Genomic DNA, 16,921 nt, shown 5'->3' with positions numbered 1-16,921 from the left:
TGAAGATTGGAAAACAAGATTTTAAAAGAGTTAAATCAAATACCTGTAAGCACATTTAGATGGCTTAAGATAAACAGTGTTTCTTTAAAGGAAGAAATAAATATACCTGATGCAAATTATGGAAGAGAATATTGTGAATTCAAAGAAACTCCAGAATACTCCCTTCATCCCATAACAAAGGCACAAACTTTGGAAGCGCTATTTAGCAATAGTGATTATGAAGGAGTTTCAAAAATACAGCTTGAAGAAATTATAGAAGCAAGCAACGCCGGCTTTGCTCTAACTGTACCAGCTAACAAAACTGTTGATGAATTAATTTATATAAATTATGAACTAGATACTAAGAACCCTAAGCTTATAGATAAAAGTTTAATATTTGCGGAAGAAAACAGTACAGTAAGTATATTAGTTAAATATACTTCTAAGGATGAGGAAGCTTACTACCACAATGGATTAACTAAAATACTGGCTAAAAAGGGAGCTACTATTAATCTTTATGTAGTTCAAAACTTAAATTATAATACTAATCATTTTAATTCAATGTTCTCTATGGTTGAAGAAGGCGCTAAGGTTAATTTAGTCCCTATAGAACTAGGTGCTAAAAAGGCGATTACCAATTACTCTTCTGTACTTTCAGGAGATAACAGCGAAAGCACTATAGAGTCAGTGTATTACGGTGATTGTGATAGATTAATAGATATTAATTACAAAATGACTCACCTAGGAAAGAAGACTTCTAGTAATATAGATGTAAAAGGTGTTTTATCAGATAAGGCTAAGAAGACTTTTAGAGGAACACTTGATTTTAAAACCGGTGCTTCAAAGTCTAAGGGTTCGGAGGAAGAGTATGTAATGCTTCTTTCTAAAAATGCTAGAAATAATTCCATTCCACTTCTACTTTGTGAAGAGCATGATGTTGAAGGACAGCATGCTGCATCCGCAGGTAAGATAGATGAAGATGCTCTATTTTATCTTATGAGCAGAGGTATAAGTGAAATAAATGCTAAGAAGCTTATGATTGAAGGTTATCTAACACCAATAATAGATAAGATTCCAGTAGAAGATCTAAGGCAGCAATTAATGGATTCTGTAAAGAACAGGCTTCAAAGTGAATAACTTAAAAGAACTATTTCCTATTTTAGATCAAAGTTTTAACGGCTTGCCAGTGGTATATCTTGATAGTGCTGCCACCACTCAAAAGCCAGTTTCTGTAATAGAAGCTTTGAATAAATACTACAGGGAAATAAATGCAAATCCCCATAGAGGTGCTTATGCTTTAAGCGTTATGGCTACCGATAGTTTTGAGCAAGGAAGAGAAAAGGTTAAGGAATTTATAAACGCAAAGTCTTCTAAGGAAGTTATCTTTACCAAAGGTACCACTGAAGCTCTTAACCTTATAGCCTACTCTTACGGTAACTTTAAGCTAAACAAAGATGATGAAATAGTTATAGGAATAACTGAACACCACTCAAACCTTATTCCTTGGCAACAAATAGCTAAAGCTAAAGGTTGCAAATTAAACTACTTCTATTTAAGCCCCGACTATGAGTATACTCAAGAAGAAATAGATAAAAAGATAACATCAAAAACAAAGCTTGTTGCTATAGGCCATGCATCAAATGTCTTAGGCACTTTAAATCCTGTTGAGTATATTATTCATAAAGCCCATGCTGTAGGTGCAAAGGTTGTTGTAGATGCTGCTCAGAGCATAGCTCACAGAAAAGTAGATTTACAAAAATTAGATGCAGATTTCTTAGTTTTTTCCGGTCATAAAATGTTTGCTCCTATGGGTATCGGTGTTTTATATGGAAAACAGGAACTTCTTGAAGAAATGCCTCCATTCCTTTACGGTGGCGACATGGTTGAATATGTATACGAACAAGAAACAACCTTTGATGAATTACCTCATAAGTTTGAAGGTGGAACTCAAAATGTTGAAGGTGTAATAGGTTTGTCTGAAGCTATTGACTTTATAAATTCCATTGGTATAGAAAATATAATGAAGCATGAGCATGAGATTATATCCTATGCTTATGACAAACTAAATGAATTAGGCTTTGTAAAGATTTATACCACAAGTAATAAGGATCTTTTAGGATCAGTAATATCATTTACCATTGATGGTATACATCCTCATGACTTAGCAACTATTCTTGATTCAAAAGGTGTGTGTGTAAGAGCTGGAAATCACTGTGCCCAACCGCTAATGAGATATCTTAATATAAATTCCACTTGCAGACTTAGCGTTTCAGTCTACAATAATAAGGAAGATATAGATGCTTTAGTTTCTGCACTAGAGTATGCTAGGAGGTTATTTGGTTATGGATCTGAGTAATATTTATACGCAATTAATAATGGAACACAACAATTCAACTAGAAATAAGCGTCATCTTGAAGAACTAGATAGAGTAGAAAAAGGCCATAATCCTAGTTGTGGTGATGAAATACAACTTGAAATTAAATTTGAAGGTGATTATATAAAAGATGCAGCTTTCACAGGAACAGGCTGCGCCATCTCTCAAGCTTCAACTTCAATAATGATAGACCTTATTAAAGGAAAAAGAAAAACTGAAGCTTTAGAGCTAGTAAACACATTTATTTCTATGATTAAGAAAGATATCACTGATGATGAAGAGCTAGAAAAATTAGAAGATGCTCTTATATTCAAAAATATATCTAATATGCCTGCTAGAGTTAAATGTGCAGTTTTAGCCTGGCACACTTTAAATGAAGCTATAAAAAGTGAACAATAAATAATTTTACTCAAAAACTTTTGATTCTTTCAAATTACTCTGTTGAAATCAAGTGGTCGGTGAACCTATGTTTTAATTAACCACCTCATATAACAACTAACCACTTAATTTCATCAATATTATTGGAATCAGTTAAACTTTTAAGACGTACTACTTTATATTAGAACAGTGTTCCAATATAAAATAGTACGTCTTTTAACTAATCATTAAAGTAATGTTAAAAAGCTTTTTAATTATTTACCACTTTTTGATTTAGTGTATATGTCAAAAGCAACTGCAAGAAGTAATACCATACCTTTTATAGCTTGTTGCCAGTCAATACCTAAGCCTACAAGAGACATACCGTTATTCATTACTCCCATAACTAAACCACCAATAATTGCTCCTATTATAGTACCTACTCCACCACTAGCGGAAGCTCCACCTATATAACAAGCTGCAATGGCATCAAGCTCAAATCCATTACCCGCCTTAGGTGTACCAGCATTAAGTCTTGCTGCAAAAACTAGACCAGATAAAGCTGCTAGAACTCCCATGTTAATAAATACCCAGAAAGTAACTTTCTTAGTCTTAATACCAGATAAGGCAGCTGCTTTTTCATTTCCTCCAACTGCGTATATTCTTCTTCCTATTATAGTTTTACTTGTAATGAAAGTATATCCGGCAATAAGTATAAATAATAACACAAGAACATTTGGAAGCCCTCTATACTCAGCAAGTACTATTGTGAAGGCATTCACAGCCAATAACACAACTACTATTTTTGCTACAAAAACCCCTATAGATTCTTGTGCAAAACCGTATTTTTGTTGAGTTTGTTTCTTCTTTATTTGACTTATAATATATATTATCGAACCTATTATTCCTATTAAAACAGTGGTTATATGAATTCCCTTACCATGAAAGAAATCTGGAATAAAACCTGATGCTATCTTTTGAAAACCTGTAGGGAAAGGCCCTATAGATTGTCCCTTTAGCGTTATCATTGTTAATCCTCTAAAGATAAGCATACTAGCCAAAGTTACTATAAATGATGGTATCTTAACATATGATACCCAAAAACCTTGAAATGCTCCAATAACTGCACCAACAACCAAACTTATTACTATTGCTAAAATAAAAGGCATCTTATTAGTTACCATAAAAATTGCAGCTAAAGCTCCTATAAAGGCAGCTACTGATCCAACAGATAAATCTACATTAAAGTCAACTATTACTAAAAGCATTCCAATTGCTAGTACTAATATATAACTATTCTGTAATATCAAATTAGTAACATTTAAAGGTTTTAGTAATGAACCTCCGGTCAAAATCTGAAAAAGAATTATTATAGATATTAATGCTATTATCATTCCGTATTGTCTGATATTATTTTTAAATATTTTCTTTATATTATCCATTTTCCTTCCCCCTATGATTATTAACTATATATTTCATAATCTTTTCTTGAGTGGCATCCTTACCATCTAACTCCCCTACTAACCTTCCTTCATTCATTACGTATATTCTGTCACACATACCTAATACTTCAGGAAGCTCTGAAGAAATCAAAAGTACTCCTTTTCCCTCTTCAACTAACTTATTTATTATTGTATAAATTTCATATTTAGCTCCTACATCTATACCTCTAGTAGGCTCATCCAATATAAGGAGATCTGGATCTGTAAAAATCCATTTACTAAGTACTACCTTTTGCTGGTTTCCTCCACTTAGATTTCCTGTAGCTTGAAATACATTTGGTGATTTTATGTTCATCTTATTTCTGAAATCTTCTGCAACTAAGATTTCTTCATTTTCATTTACAACTAGATTTTTAGTAATCTTTTTTAAGTTAGCCATTGAAATGTTTTTCTTAATATCATCCATTAATATAAGTCCTGCACTCTTTCTATCCTCAGTAACGTAAGCTATACCACTTTCGATAGCCTTGCTTACATTATTTAGATGCAGCTCTTTACCATCTTTTATGACTTTTCCACTTATTTTTTTACCATAGGATTTTCCAAAGACACTCATAGCAAACTCAGTTCTTCCTGCTCCCATAAGTCCTGCTATTCCAACAACTTCACCTTTTCTTATATTAAGATTTACATTGTCAATTATCTTTCTATCTTCCTGTAAAGGGTGATATACCTCCCAATTCTTAACTTCAAAAAATACTTCTCCTATTTTTACATTATCTCGTTTTGGGAAACGATCCGTAAGATCTCTTCCAACCATACCCTTTATAATTCTGTCTTCACTTATTTTTTCATCACCAACATCTATTGTTTCTATGGTTGCTCCATCTCTTAAAATTGTTATAGAATCAGCCACCTTGGAAACTTCATTTAATTTGTGAGATATCAATATGCATGAGATTCCTTTATTCTTTAACTCCACCATAAGGTTAAGTAAGTTTTCACTATCATCTTCATTTAAAGCAGCTGTAGGTTCATCTAAAATAAGAAGTCGTACATTTTTAGACAATGCCTTTGCTATTTCTACTAACTGCTGTTTGCCTACCCCAAGATTTATAATAGGGGTCTCTGGGTCCTCATCCAACCCTACAGATTTTAAAAGTACAGAGGTTGATAATCTAGTCTGTGTCCAGTCAATAACTCCACGATTTAAAGGTTTATTTTTACTCAATTCATTTCCTAAATATATGTTCTCGGCTATAGATAGATATGGAATCAAGGCAAGCTCTTGATGTATAATAACAATTCCAAGCTTTTCACTTTCTTTTATATTGGCAAAACTACATACCTTTCCATCAAAAAGAATATCTCCTTCATATGTTCCATGAGGATAAACTCCGCTTAAAACCTTCATCAAAGTAGACTTACCAGCCCCATTTTCCCCTACTAAAGAATGAATCTCTCCTTTTTTAACTTTTAAATTAACATTATTTAGAGCTTTTACACCTGGAAAGGTCTTAATAATATTTTTCATCTCTAAAAGAACTTCCGACATCTTTAATCATCTCCTTATTTTAGTAAAGTTTGAGATGTAATTTTATAAAGATGTACCAATTGTTACTGAAGTCTGCACTTCTCACAAGAGCAAAATAGATTGCATAATCGTTTTCAAACTCAACTGGCACATCTTTAAATAAAACACTTCAATTTATATTCTTCGTTTCAAACTAAATGTGGAAGATTTTTTATCTTTAACTACACATCTTAATCAACAAATTTTTAATAATTTTATTATTTAAGTTTATCCTCACTATAGTAACCACTGTCTACTAGTTCCTTCTTGTAGTTATCCTTATCTACATTCACTGGAACGCATAGGAATGATGGAACTACTTTATTACCATTGTTATATGTCTTTTCATCATTAACCTCTACTTTTTCTCCCTTTATCATTTGATCTGCCATCTTTGCTGCTTGCTTAGCCAGTATTCTAGTATCCTTAAATATTGTTTCAGTTTGCTCACCAGCAATTATAGATTTTACTGAAGCTAATTCTGCATCTTGTCCTGTAACTAAAGGCATCTTCTTATCACCTTTACCATATCCAACACCCTTTAAAGATGAAATTATACCCATTGAAATTCCGTCAAATGGTGATAAAACTACATCAACCTTATCAGTTGCATAATACTTACTTAAAAGATTATCCATTCTTGATTGAGCTGTTGCCCCATCCCATCTCAAAATAGCCATCTGATCAAACTTAGTCTGTCCACTCTTTACTACTAACTTACCTTTATCTATATATGGTTTTAATACAGACATAGCTCCATCAAAGAAATAATAAGCATTGTTATCATCTGGAGAACCAGCAAATAGCTCTATGTTAAAAGGACCTTTTCCATCTTTTAAGCCTAATTTTTCTTCTATATATTGACCTTGTAGAACTCCTACCTTAAAATTATCAAAACTTACATAGTAATCAACATTAGAAGTCTTCTTTATTAATCTGTCATAAGATATAACTGGAATATTAGCGTCTTTAGCCTTTTGAAGTACATCTGAAAGAGCTTCTCCATCTATTGAAGCTACAACTAAAAGGTTGGCTCCTTTTGTAATCATATTTTCAATCTGAGAAACTTGATTTTCTACAACATCTTCTGCATATTGAAGATCAGTATCATATCCCAACTTTTTAAGCTCTGAAACCATGTTGTTTCCATCATCAATCCATCTTTGAGATGATTTTGTAGGCATTGCTATACCTATTTTCTTTTTTGTAGAAGAAGCAGCAACGCTATCTCCTGTCTTACTTGTACCGCAAGCTGTCATAGTGAACATCATTGCAGCCGTTAATAAACCCACCAATAACTTTTTCATAAAAATACCCCTTTCAATAAAAAAATATTTTAATCTCCGATTATACAAACAAAATATATACGAAGATTTTAAAACATAAATGAACACAAACGAATACCTTTAATTGTTAATCGAATACTCAAAATCATATGTTTACGTTTACTATCGATTACAACTTTATATTATCACCATTTTTTTACTTATGCAATACTATTTTTTATTTTTATTTTCGTTTTTGTTCAATTCGTTTCGTTGTGTTTAGTTTTTGTTTTGATATAAGTTCCTACTTTTACTCATTTTCATCATTAAATTTATTTAAAGATTATATCTAGCGAATAATTTTATTTTTATTTTCGTTTGTGTTTTTTCCTTTTCTTTATTGTACATAATTACACTATAATATATAATTTTCTATATACTTACCGAATTTTTGGAGGATAATATGTTCGCAGCAGAAAGACTAAGAATCATAAAAAGTATTTTATTAGATAAGAAGCATATAAATGTAACAAGCCTTAGTAGTATGCTAAATGTTACTGAAGTGACCATAAGAAGAGATCTTGAAAAGCTCGAGTCAGAAGGCTTCCTTTCAAGAACTCATGGTGGTGCAATACTAAATGAAACTGCTTCTGAAGAAAATATAGAAATTTCCCCATCAAGCTATGATCCACTGATGAACGAAAGAGAAGAAATAAGCAATATAGCTTCTCATATGATAGAGGATAACGATGTTATAATGTTAAGTCCTGGTCTTACCAACTTACATATAGCAAAAAAAATATTAACAAAGAAAAATGTCACCGTGCTTACCAACGATCTAAACATTGCATATGAGTTAAACTCCAATCCTTCTATCAAAGTTATAATTCCTGGTGGGGACTTGGACTCCTCATCAATGACCTTAAATGGTAAATTAACAGAAGAAAACTTAAGAAGGTTTTACGTTTCTAAGACTTTTATTGAAGTGGATGGAGTATCTACCGACAGAGGCTATACTATTCAAGGCATGGATAAAGCTTCAGTGATAAAAGAAATGCTCCAGATAACAAAAGAAATCATAATAGTATCTACTTATAATTGTTTTGACGATATAGCTTTCTACCAGATTGGATCGTCTTTGGATATTGCACATAAGATAATTACAAACCCTAACATACCAGATAACTATAAAAATTATTTTTTTGATAATAATATAAAGCTATTTACAGCATTTAATTCTTATGAAGGTGGAATGTAGATGGATGACTTGGTATTAGAATTATTTAATGTTTCCAAAAAATTTTCAGATTATTTTTCATTAAAAGATATATCTTTAAAACTTTATTCTGGAGAGGTTCTAGTTCTTTTAGGTCAAAATGGCTCAGGTAAATCCTCCTTGATGAATACAATTATAGGCATTAGCCCCTTGGATTCAGGTTCAATTTTTATTGACTCAAAAAAAGTATCCATAAATAATCCCAGAGAAGCTAAGGAACATGGAATTGAAATGATTCACCAAGATACCTATTTATTTGAGCATTTTTCAGTAGCAGAAAATATATTTATAGGTAACCTTCCTTACAAAAGTAAGCACTTAAAATTAATAGATAAAGGAAAACTTTATAAGCAATGTGTTAGCCTATTTAAAAAATTCAATATCAATATAGATTGTAAAAAAGTCGTATCCGAACTGGACCTTGCGGAAAAACAAATAGTAGCTATCTGCAAAGCTTATATATCAAAAGCTAAATTAATTATAATGGATGAACCCACTTCTTCACTAACAGAAATGGAATGTAAATTTTTATTCGATATGATAAACGAATTGAAGAAATCCGGAGTAGCAATTATATATATAACTCATAATCTTGAAAACATAAAGAACATTGGAGATCAAATAATTGTAATTAGAGATGGTGAGTTAGTTGGAAATCAAAATATTGCTAACTATAACATAGATGAACTATTGCATATGATGTCTGGTCTAGAACTGAGAAAACGATATCCAAAGCTAGATATGAAGTTAGGAAAAGAGGTTTTTAGAGTTACCAATTTAAATTATAAAAACTTCGCAAAAGATATATCCTTTTCACTAAGAGAGAAAGAAATCTTAGGAATAGTAGGGTTAGCAGGCTCTGGTAAGAGTAACATGATAAAGTGTTTATTTGGAGCAAATAAGATGGACTCCGGTCATATATTTATTAATGATAAGGAAATTTCCCTAAGCTCTACTTCTAATGCTGTTAAGGCCGGTATAGGATATATCCCTCAGGACAGAGTAAGCGAAGGACTATTTAATAATATATCCATCTGCAACAATATATCTTCTGCAAGCTTAGATAAGGTTACAAATAGACATATTATAGATGAGAAGATTGAAAAAGAGCTTACTAATAATTATTCTAAACGAGTAAACATAAAATCATTATCAATCGATGATAAGGTGGACTATTTAAGTGGCGGTAACCAACAAAAAACCTTATTCTCTAAATGGATTATGTGCAAATCAAAAGTTTTAATAATGGACGAGCCAACTAGAAGCATAGATATCCCCTCTAAGGTTGATATTTATAATATTATGAATGAACTAGTATCAAAAAATGTTTCTATAATACTTATTTCTTCCGATATCAACGAACTTATAGGAATGTGCGACAGAATCTTAGTTATATATGAAGGCAGACTTGTGGCTAATATTGAAAAAAATGCAGCCACCCAAGAAAGAATAATGTACTATTGTACTGGTAGTTTTGATGAAAAATAGTCAAACACTTTAATTAAGAGAGGAGCAAATCATGAATTCTACAAAATCATCTAAATCTAGATTAGAAACCTTTGAAAACCTTTTCTTGCGACTTGTTTCAAAATTGAAAACTGTTAGAGAAGGTACTGTTATGATATCAATTATCGTAAGTTCTACTTTTTTGGCTATTGTCTCCCCCCATTTTTTAACTGAAAAAAATATTTTTTCAACAGCTATAGGACTTTCTTCTGACGGTATAATTACAATAGGCATTACTTTAGTGCTTATATCTGGAGGTATAGACTTTTCTCTAGGCTCTATTATGTCTCTATCTTCAATTACCACAGCAGTACTATTTAAGTCTGGCCTTAATATATGGCTTGCCTGCATCATAGGACTTTCTGTTGGATTACTCTGTGGTCTACTTAATGGTTTCTTTATAGGTAAAGTGGGGCTAAGTCCTTTTATAACAACAATAGCTGTAATGGGAATAGTTCGCGGTTTAGCATATGTCATAACAGAAGGCTCTCCAATATCAATATTTAATGCCCCTGCTTCTTTCTTTAAAATCGGACAAGGTAGACTTTTTAATATTCCAATAGTTGTTCTGTTATTCGTAGCACTTACTATAATATTCGATTTTGTAGCAAAAAAATCCGATCTTCTTAGAAAGATTTTCTATACAGGAAGCAACGAAAATGCAGCTATACTTACAGGTATAAACACAGCTAAAGTAAAAGTAAGCGTTTATCTATTAGCGGCATTTTTAGCAAGTTTTGCTGGAATAATCAATATGGCTAGATTTTCAGTAGCAACACCATCTATTGGTTTAGGAGCTGATGTAAGCATGCGTGGCATTTCAGCTGCAGTAATCGGTGGTGCAAGCTTAAGCGGTGGAGAAGGAACCATTCTCGGAGGAGTATTAGGCGTTATCTTGCTTAACATAATAAATAATGGTCTCATTCTATTAAACGTCCCTGTATACTGGCAGGACTTTATAAATGGTATTATATTATTGACAGCAGTTACTTTTGACTTCTTCTCTCATAAGAGAAAATTGAGTAGGTAAAGGGATGGTTTAGTGTATGAAAAGATCTTTATTATCTTTAGTTCTATGTATAACCCTTATTTCAACTTTCACTTTTATTGTTCATAAAAATCAAACTAAAAAAGAAAAGCAAACCAAGGATTTTTACATGATCACCTTTCTCTCAGGAATAGAGTATTGGAAAGGTGCCTACCAAGGCTTTTCTGAGAAAGGTAAGTCTTTAGGTGTCAACACTCACTACACAGGAAGCATCCAGTATGATATAAATCAAGAAGTTACAATTTTAGAACAAGTTCTTTCAAAAAAGCCTGCAGGAATTGCAATTTCTTGTGCCAATCCAAACGCCTTCTCAAATTCCATAAATAAAGCAATTTCAATGGGAATACCTATAGTAACCTTTGATGCGGACTCACCATCTAGTAATAGATTCTCATATTTGGCTACAGGCAACGAAAAAGCTGGAGCCATTGCTGCAGAAACCTTAGCAAATCTTATGGAACCAACTGGTGGAGAGATTGCAATAATGACCTTGCCTGAGCAAGAAAATCACGAACAAAGGTTACAAGGATTTATTAATAAGATAAAAAGAAACTACAATAATATTAAAATTGTTCAAATAGGTAATTGCAAAGGCGATAGCATAGAATCTGCAAAGCTAGTTGCTAGCTTTCTTCAAATTCACCCAAATATAAGAGGAATTTTTTGCTCTGATGCTAACAGTGGAGTTGGCGCTGCAACTGCTGTTACTGAAGCCAAACTTCAAGGTAAGGTAAAGATAGTTGGTTTTGATACAGACCAAGGTACTCTTGGAGCTATTAAAACTGGAGTAATAAATGCAACTATATCACAAAACACCTATAAGATGGGCTCTACTGCAATGGATTTCTTATACAATTTAAGCGATCCAAACTTTATCAAAGCCAAGGACAAAGTATATGATATTCCGTACTTTGTAGATACTGGTGTAACTGTTATAACAGATAAAAATGTAGATAAGTATCTAAATAATTAAAAACCGAGGTGTTCTAAATAATGTGTAAACTGATAGTTCTATGAATTATTAATAGAGCTATCAGTTTATTTTTTTAATTTTTCTCCTGCGTATTTCCCCTTGGATTTTACATATTCTTTCACTATATTCACAATACTAATATAATATGCAGACTACTCTGTTACATTTTTTGTTATAATAATTAATTATATTAAATTTTGAAGATTTCATGATTAAAATTTAATATATTAGTATAAATTTATTGGATTCAATGTAGATTTATGGTATATTTATAAATAAAATTATAAGTTTTTCAATTTAATGGGGAGTTCTTATGGATAAAGAGACTAATATAAATGAAATAGACATGCTTCTTTCAAAAATAAATGAAATCAGATACGTTAGCCCTGAGAAGACTATTGAACTTTCGCTTAATACTCTAGAAAGTTCTAAGGCACTAAACTATGAATTAGGTATAGCGGCCTCTAAACATATGCTGGCTAGTGCTTATTATAATATTGGCAATTATGAAGAAGCTATAGACCTAATCTTCGACTCTCTAAACTATTTTATTAAAGAGAATATATACGATCTTCAATGGAGTTCATACAATCTACTAGGCAATTCTTTTAGCGAACTTGGTGATTACGAAAGAGGTATGGACTTTTATAATAGTGCAGAAGAAGCGGCAAATCTAATAGATTGCGGAAAGAAGTTTGATAAAAACTCAACAAAAGAAAAATGTATAGTTCGTACGCTAAACAATACAGCAGAAAACTATAAATTACTTAAGGCTTATGATGAGTCCCTAGAGTACTGTACCAGAGCTTATACTATAGATGAAAATTATGACTTCCAATTATCTAAAGGTGTTGCAGTTCTTAGCTTAGGTGAATTATATTATCTTTTAGAGGAATACGATAAATCTAAACTTCTATCCTTTATTGCTCTAGAATGTTTTAAAAAATATAATTATCCTCTAGGTGAGCCAGAATGTTATAAACTTCTTGCACTTAGCTATTGGAAAAAAAACAACTTCGAACTGGCTGATAAATATTTTAATATTACAATTAACAGTGCTTTAAAAGAACGGTCGCCATATAACGAGATTGATATTTACATAAGTTATTATAATTATCTTAAGGATAGAACTAAACTAGATGAAGCTCTAGCTTCATTACATAAGGCCTACGATTTATCAGTTAAAAATAATTTTGTAGAGAAAATTTCTGAGATAGCCTCTATTCTATCAACCTTCTATGCAGAAAAGAAAGATTACGAAACTGCTTTTAAGTATTTTAATATGCACCTAGAGAACGAGAGAATAAATGCATCTTTTTTAAACAAGCACAGAATCAACAACTTAAATATCAGTAAAAAAATCAAAAAGATAGAAATCGAAAAGAAGGAAATAATCGATAAAAACGAAAACTTAAGAATGCAATCAGAATCCTTAAAGCTATTAGTAGATAAGCTATCAATTATAAGTGAATTGGGTCAAAAGATAACTTCAAATTTAGATTTAGATTCTATTGTTGGCATACTTTATTCTAGTATAATGAACTTTATGGATTTGACTTACTTAAGTATAGGACTTTATGACGAAGAAAATTCTGTAGTTAACTACCTTGATATTATAGATAATGGACTCAAGAAAAAACTACCTAGCACTAACGTTGGCGATTACTCTAACTTTACTAGCCTATGTATAAGGAAGGAAGATTTTTTAATTATAAATGATATGAGTAATGAGTACTCCAAATATATAGATAAAGAAACTTATATGTCTGTAACCGATAAAAATAACTATGAACTTCAATCCTTAATATTTTGTCCACTTAAGGTAAACACAAAAATCATAGGAGTAATGTCTGTGCAAAGCAAGGAGAAAAATGCATTTACAGCTTATCATATAGAAATGATTAAATCACTTTCTTCATATGCAGCTATAGCTATAAACAACGCTATAAAATCAAAGCAATTAGAGATGGAAATAGAGAAAACTCATAAGGTTCAATTCGAATTAAAAAAACTAAATGAGAAATTATTATTTCTTTCAGAAAATGACAGCATGACTAAAATTCCAAACAGAAGAAAACTAGATAAGTTTTTAGATAAAATTTGGCAAAAACATCTTAAGGAAAAAAAGGTTATGTCCTTTATTATTTTTGATATAGATAACTTTAAAGAATATAACGACAACTACGGTCATACTGCTGGAGATGATTGCATCATAAAAATAGCAGATATACTTTCTAGTGTAAATGATGAAACTTATTTTCCTGCAAGATACGGAGGAGATGAATTTGTAGTGGTTCTGCCAGAATACCCGCTAAACAGAGCTGTAGTATTCTGTGAAAACTTAAGAAACAAAGTGGCTCTAGCCCATATACCTCACAATTACTCTAAAGTATCTGACAGAGTAACTTTATCCATAGGAATAACCTCAGTTATTCCTAATGATGACACAACAATTAATGACTTTATAAAAAAGGCAGATGATGCTCTTTATCTGGCTAAAAAGAGAGGTAAAAATCAGATAGCTACTTTTATAAACTAAGTTTTTCACAATAATATCTATGTTTGAATTACTTAGTACTAAGTAATTTATCAGTCCCTTAAGCAAAGAATGCTCTTAAAAGTTTAACCGCTAAACTTTTAAGAGCATTTTAATTTTTTAATCTATTATTTCTATCCTTCCCATCATTCAGGGAACTCAGCATTGTGAAACGTTTTGAACCTCTTCTTCTTCAACTAAATCTAGTATTTTCAATGGTTAACAGTAGAACCTCCCTTTATTCAGCTTATATAAACACCATCACAGAAATCAAATTCTCCGATACCACAATTAACTGACAATACTTGCCCATAAGCAGAATATGATCATGTACTGTTTGACTTAATAATTAAATACTTAATTTTATCTTTATTCTCACTAAACATTACCTCCAATTGAACTCCTACTCCTTCGATAAAACCAAACTCCACTTTATAAGAGTTACCTACTTCAAAATCCAAAGAACATCCAAGTGCTTGGTACATCTTATTGTTAACCTCAAATGATACAATTGCTGCGAAATAACAGAATTATGGACATTAAGTTCCGCCATAACATCAATATCAAATTTAATTTTAATTACAAATATTCTTGTAAATATTTACTTTCAATATAAATTAATGCCTCTTCAACATTTGGAAATAAAATAAAATGAGGATAACTATTATCTATATTTTTAGAATAAGTTAAATGGATTATAACATATCTTTCCCCGCTAATTACATACATAACATCGTCATTAGAATCACATTTAATTGTTGAGTACTTTATTTCTCCATACAAAGGATGTCCTTCTTTTAGTTCACACTTTGCTTCTTCTATAAAATATTTATTTGTAAAAGGTATGAAAAAACAATTAAAGTCTTCACCATATTTTCTAGCTAATTCATCAAACAAATCTTCAAACATTATAAAACAACCTCTTAAAAAGATTTTGGTTAATTTAGAATCAATGATTTGCCCAAACATTTATTTATTAATTGAAAAAAATAATTTTAAGCAAACATATTTGTATTACTTTAATATATTTGTTATAAGTACACTTCTGATAAACGGTTTAACACTATCCAACATTATTGGTTCAAAGGTATCATAGATAAGCAATGGGTGGGCTGTGTTTAAGTATAACTGTAAATCAGAGTGGGTGTTAATCAATAACACATTCTCTGATTCTATTTAGGTCTTCAATTTTTTATCTTTCCGTACCTTTATTAGTGGTTCTTTACTTTATAAGTACCTTTGCATAGAATTGATTCTAGGAAGAGTAATGGTTTACGCGGGTAAATAAAAGCAAAATGCCTTACTATCCGTTAATTTAGAAGCAAGGCTATTTTTACAATATATATTAAAGCTGTTTATAAACCTATCCGAAACTAATGACGTATTGCCTTTCCTGAAATCTAGTTCTATAGAAGAGTAGAAACTAAAAAACAAATTAACATCATACTCTGAGGAACTTTATCATTATGTGGCAATGTAATAAGGATGTGAATCAGCCATAATGTAAGATTATACTTATTAAGTCCATCAAATTTCTTAAAATGGTCGCTTATCAAAAAAACCATTTTCTTTCCAATACTCATACGGATATTTGCCTATACCAACATATTTCCTTAATATAAACTTTGACATGTGATACATGAAAATTGTAGAAATATATGGGTATTCTTGCCTGGCATGATAAAATATATTTGCAGTTTTGCGTAACTTTTTTTCAAATCTCATTTGTTTTGGTTGCGGCATTTTATCCCATCTATCAATGAACATTCTAAACCCAAGCGAGTAAACACGATTGATACCCCAATTCTTAAGATATTTCTTAATTGGTTTTATCGCTCCAATAGAACCGGCACCTGTGGTAATTATAATTGCTTTCTTTTTAAACAACTCGGCCCGGGGTGCAACATTCATAGTCAAAAAATCCAGATGGTCCAATAAGTTTTTCATACTAGATGACATACTGCAAGCACCAAAATGCGGAGTTGTAAATATCAGTGCATCAGAATTAATTATATTATTCAAAATTGGAGTTACATATTGAGAATGAGGACATCTTTCATTAGGATTGCCAAGGCAAAGTTGACACCCTGTGCAAAACTCTGGCATGGCTTCAGGTAGAAAAAACTCTGTGTATTGAACATCTCTGTATTTAGTCAACTCATCTAAAAATATTTTTGTAGCCTTATAGGTATTACCCTTTCTTGGACTCCCGTGAAACACTGCAATCTTCATTATATACCTCCTATTAAACAACAAATTGCCGACGAACAGTGCAAAAATAACTTCCTCAATTTCTAACAATTGTACATTGACTTAATTATACATCACAGAATTGCGTAATTACAATCACTTCCAAATTAGTTTTATTCTGTAAGCTCTCATAACAATTCTTTTACAAAGCATATCGCATTAGCTATTAATCTTGTTATTTTACTTAGAGAGGTTTTTAAACACCTCACTAATTAAAGTATGGACTTGAGTAAAATGGATTTAACAAAAGAAAATCAATGCCATAGGTATTTACTATTAGTTAGATTAAAAAGTTGAAGTAATCAAATAAAAATTACTTCAATACATCTTTTAATAACATA

General features: G+C 31.3%; 14 protein-coding genes. 8 read left to right on the top strand and 6 right to left on the bottom strand.

The window, feature by feature from the left end; genetic code table 11:
• The first annotated feature begins 6 nt into the window (after nucleotides 1-6).
• From sufD to sufU, 3 genes are read left to right on the top strand one after another with little or no spacing between them, the layout of a single operon-like run.
• Entirely contained in the window at nucleotides 7-1,116 is a 1,110-nt protein-coding gene (gene sufD, locus GXK57_RS03220; protein ID WP_160671329.1) for a Fe-S cluster assembly protein SufD, read from the top strand.
• On the top strand, nucleotides 1,109-2,335 hold the full coding sequence (locus GXK57_RS03215; RefSeq protein ID WP_160671326.1) for a cysteine desulfurase: 1,227 nt from the start codon (nucleotides 1,109-1,111) through the stop codon (nucleotides 2,333-2,335). Before sufD ends, GXK57_RS03215 begins: the two co-directional genes overlap by 8 nt.
• Nucleotides 2,322-2,753: a Fe-S cluster assembly sulfur transfer protein SufU gene (gene sufU, locus GXK57_RS03210; protein WP_160671323.1), complete on the top strand. Its 432-nt coding sequence runs from the start codon at nucleotides 2,322-2,324 to the stop codon at nucleotides 2,751-2,753. Before GXK57_RS03215 ends, sufU begins: the two co-directional genes overlap by 14 nt.
• Nucleotides 2,754-2,986: 233 nt before the next feature.
• Here sufU and mmsB read toward each other — a convergent pair whose 3' ends face one another.
• The 3 genes from mmsB to chvE all read right to left on the bottom strand — a co-directional run bounded on the left by mmsB (nucleotide 2,987) and on the right by chvE (nucleotide 7,033).
• Entirely contained in the window at nucleotides 2,987-4,153 is a 1,167-nt protein-coding gene (mmsB, locus tag GXK57_RS03205; protein ID WP_160671320.1) for a multiple monosaccharide ABC transporter permease, read from the bottom strand.
• Nucleotides 4,146-5,708, bottom strand: a complete 1,563-nt coding sequence (gene mmsA / locus GXK57_RS03200) for a multiple monosaccharide ABC transporter ATP-binding protein (protein WP_160671317.1) — start codon at nucleotides 5,706-5,708, stop codon at nucleotides 4,146-4,148. The genes mmsB and mmsA overlap by 8 nt, the downstream gene beginning before the upstream one ends.
• A 236-nt stretch (nucleotides 5,709-5,944) precedes the next feature.
• Nucleotides 5,945-7,033, bottom strand: a complete 1,089-nt coding sequence (gene chvE, locus GXK57_RS03195; RefSeq protein ID WP_160671314.1) for a multiple monosaccharide ABC transporter substrate-binding protein — start codon at nucleotides 7,031-7,033, stop codon at nucleotides 5,945-5,947.
• Between the two features lie 421 nt (nucleotides 7,034-7,454).
• Between chvE and GXK57_RS03190 the strand changes: the two genes are divergently transcribed.
• The 5 genes from GXK57_RS03190 (at nucleotide 7,455) to GXK57_RS03170 (ending at nucleotide 14,333) form a co-directional block, all read left to right on the top strand.
• Complete coding sequence (locus tag GXK57_RS03190; RefSeq protein ID WP_160671311.1) at nucleotides 7,455-8,249, top strand: DeoR/GlpR family DNA-binding transcription regulator; 795 nt, start codon at nucleotides 7,455-7,457, stop codon at nucleotides 8,247-8,249.
• Nucleotides 8,250-9,755 (top strand): sugar ABC transporter ATP-binding protein, encoded by a 1,506-nt coding sequence (locus GXK57_RS03185; RefSeq protein ID WP_160671308.1) that lies wholly within the window; start codon nucleotides 8,250-8,252, stop codon nucleotides 9,753-9,755. It begins immediately after the preceding gene.
• A 31-nt stretch (nucleotides 9,756-9,786) separates the two neighbouring features.
• Complete coding sequence (locus GXK57_RS03180) at nucleotides 9,787-10,803, top strand: ABC transporter permease (protein WP_160671305.1); 1,017 nt, start codon at nucleotides 9,787-9,789, stop codon at nucleotides 10,801-10,803.
• A 16-nt stretch (nucleotides 10,804-10,819) separates the two neighbouring features.
• Nucleotides 10,820-11,794, top strand: a complete 975-nt coding sequence (locus tag GXK57_RS03175) for a substrate-binding domain-containing protein (protein WP_160671303.1) — start codon at nucleotides 10,820-10,822, stop codon at nucleotides 11,792-11,794.
• A gap of 313 nt (nucleotides 11,795-12,107) precedes the next feature.
• On the top strand, nucleotides 12,108-14,333 hold the full coding sequence (locus GXK57_RS03170; RefSeq protein WP_160671300.1) for a diguanylate cyclase: 2,226 nt from the start codon (nucleotides 12,108-12,110) through the stop codon (nucleotides 14,331-14,333).
• Between the two features lie 323 nt (nucleotides 14,334-14,656).
• Here GXK57_RS03170 and GXK57_RS03165 read toward each other — a convergent pair whose 3' ends face one another.
• From GXK57_RS03165 to GXK57_RS03155, 3 genes are all read right to left on the bottom strand, one after another.
• On the bottom strand, nucleotides 14,657-14,815 hold the full coding sequence (locus GXK57_RS03165) for a hypothetical protein (RefSeq protein ID WP_160671297.1): 159 nt from the start codon (nucleotides 14,813-14,815) through the stop codon (nucleotides 14,657-14,659).
• Nucleotides 14,816-14,909: 94 nt separating this feature from the next.
• Nucleotides 14,910-15,239, bottom strand: a complete 330-nt coding sequence (locus GXK57_RS03160) for a hypothetical protein (RefSeq protein WP_160671294.1) — start codon at nucleotides 15,237-15,239, stop codon at nucleotides 14,910-14,912.
• 627 nt (nucleotides 15,240-15,866) lie between these two features.
• Nucleotides 15,867-16,562 carry an NAD(P)H-dependent oxidoreductase gene (locus GXK57_RS03155; RefSeq protein ID WP_160671291.1) on the bottom strand — a complete coding sequence of 232 codons (696 nt, stop codon included), beginning with the start codon at nucleotides 16,560-16,562 and terminating at the stop codon, nucleotides 15,867-15,869.
• Nucleotides 16,563-16,921 lie beyond the last annotated feature (359 nt).

The sequence above is a fragment of the Clostridium sp. C8-1-8 genome, from assembly GCF_009928445.1.
Classification (GTDB): domain Bacteria; phylum Bacillota; class Clostridia; order Clostridiales; family Clostridiaceae; genus Clostridium_AR.
This window is presented reverse-complemented; position numbering and strand designations above follow the sequence as displayed.

What these genes read in the sequence shown, in the direction of transcription:
- sufU (WP_160671323.1), top strand. Translation starts at nt 2,322, where the DNA reads ATGGATCTGAGTAATATTTATACGCAATTAATAATGGAACACAACAAT.
- mmsB (WP_160671320.1), bottom strand. Translation starts at nt 4,153, where the DNA reads ATGGATAATATAAAGAAAATATTTAAAAATAATATCAGACAATACGGA.
- mmsA (WP_160671317.1), bottom strand. Translation starts at nt 5,708, where the DNA reads ATGTCGGAAGTTCTTTTAGAGATGAAAAATATTATTAAGACCTTTCCA.
- chvE (WP_160671314.1), bottom strand. Translation starts at nt 7,033, where the DNA reads ATGAAAAAGTTATTGGTGGGTTTATTAACGGCTGCAATGATGTTCACT.
- GXK57_RS03190 (WP_160671311.1), top strand. Translation starts at nt 7,455, where the DNA reads ATGTTCGCAGCAGAAAGACTAAGAATCATAAAAAGTATTTTATTAGAT.
- GXK57_RS03185 (WP_160671308.1), top strand. Translation starts at nt 8,250, where the DNA reads ATGGATGACTTGGTATTAGAATTATTTAATGTTTCCAAAAAATTTTCA.
- GXK57_RS03180 (WP_160671305.1), top strand. Translation starts at nt 9,787, where the DNA reads ATGAATTCTACAAAATCATCTAAATCTAGATTAGAAACCTTTGAAAAC.
- GXK57_RS03175 (WP_160671303.1), top strand. Translation starts at nt 10,820, where the DNA reads ATGAAAAGATCTTTATTATCTTTAGTTCTATGTATAACCCTTATTTCA.
- GXK57_RS03170 (WP_160671300.1), top strand. Translation starts at nt 12,108, where the DNA reads ATGGATAAAGAGACTAATATAAATGAAATAGACATGCTTCTTTCAAAA.
- GXK57_RS03165 (WP_160671297.1), bottom strand. Translation starts at nt 14,815, where the DNA reads ATGTACCAAGCACTTGGATGTTCTTTGGATTTTGAAGTAGGTAACTCT.
- GXK57_RS03160 (WP_160671294.1), bottom strand. Translation starts at nt 15,239, where the DNA reads ATGTTTGAAGATTTGTTTGATGAATTAGCTAGAAAATATGGTGAAGAC.
- GXK57_RS03155 (WP_160671291.1), bottom strand. Translation starts at nt 16,562, where the DNA reads ATGAAGATTGCAGTGTTTCACGGGAGTCCAAGAAAGGGTAATACCTAT.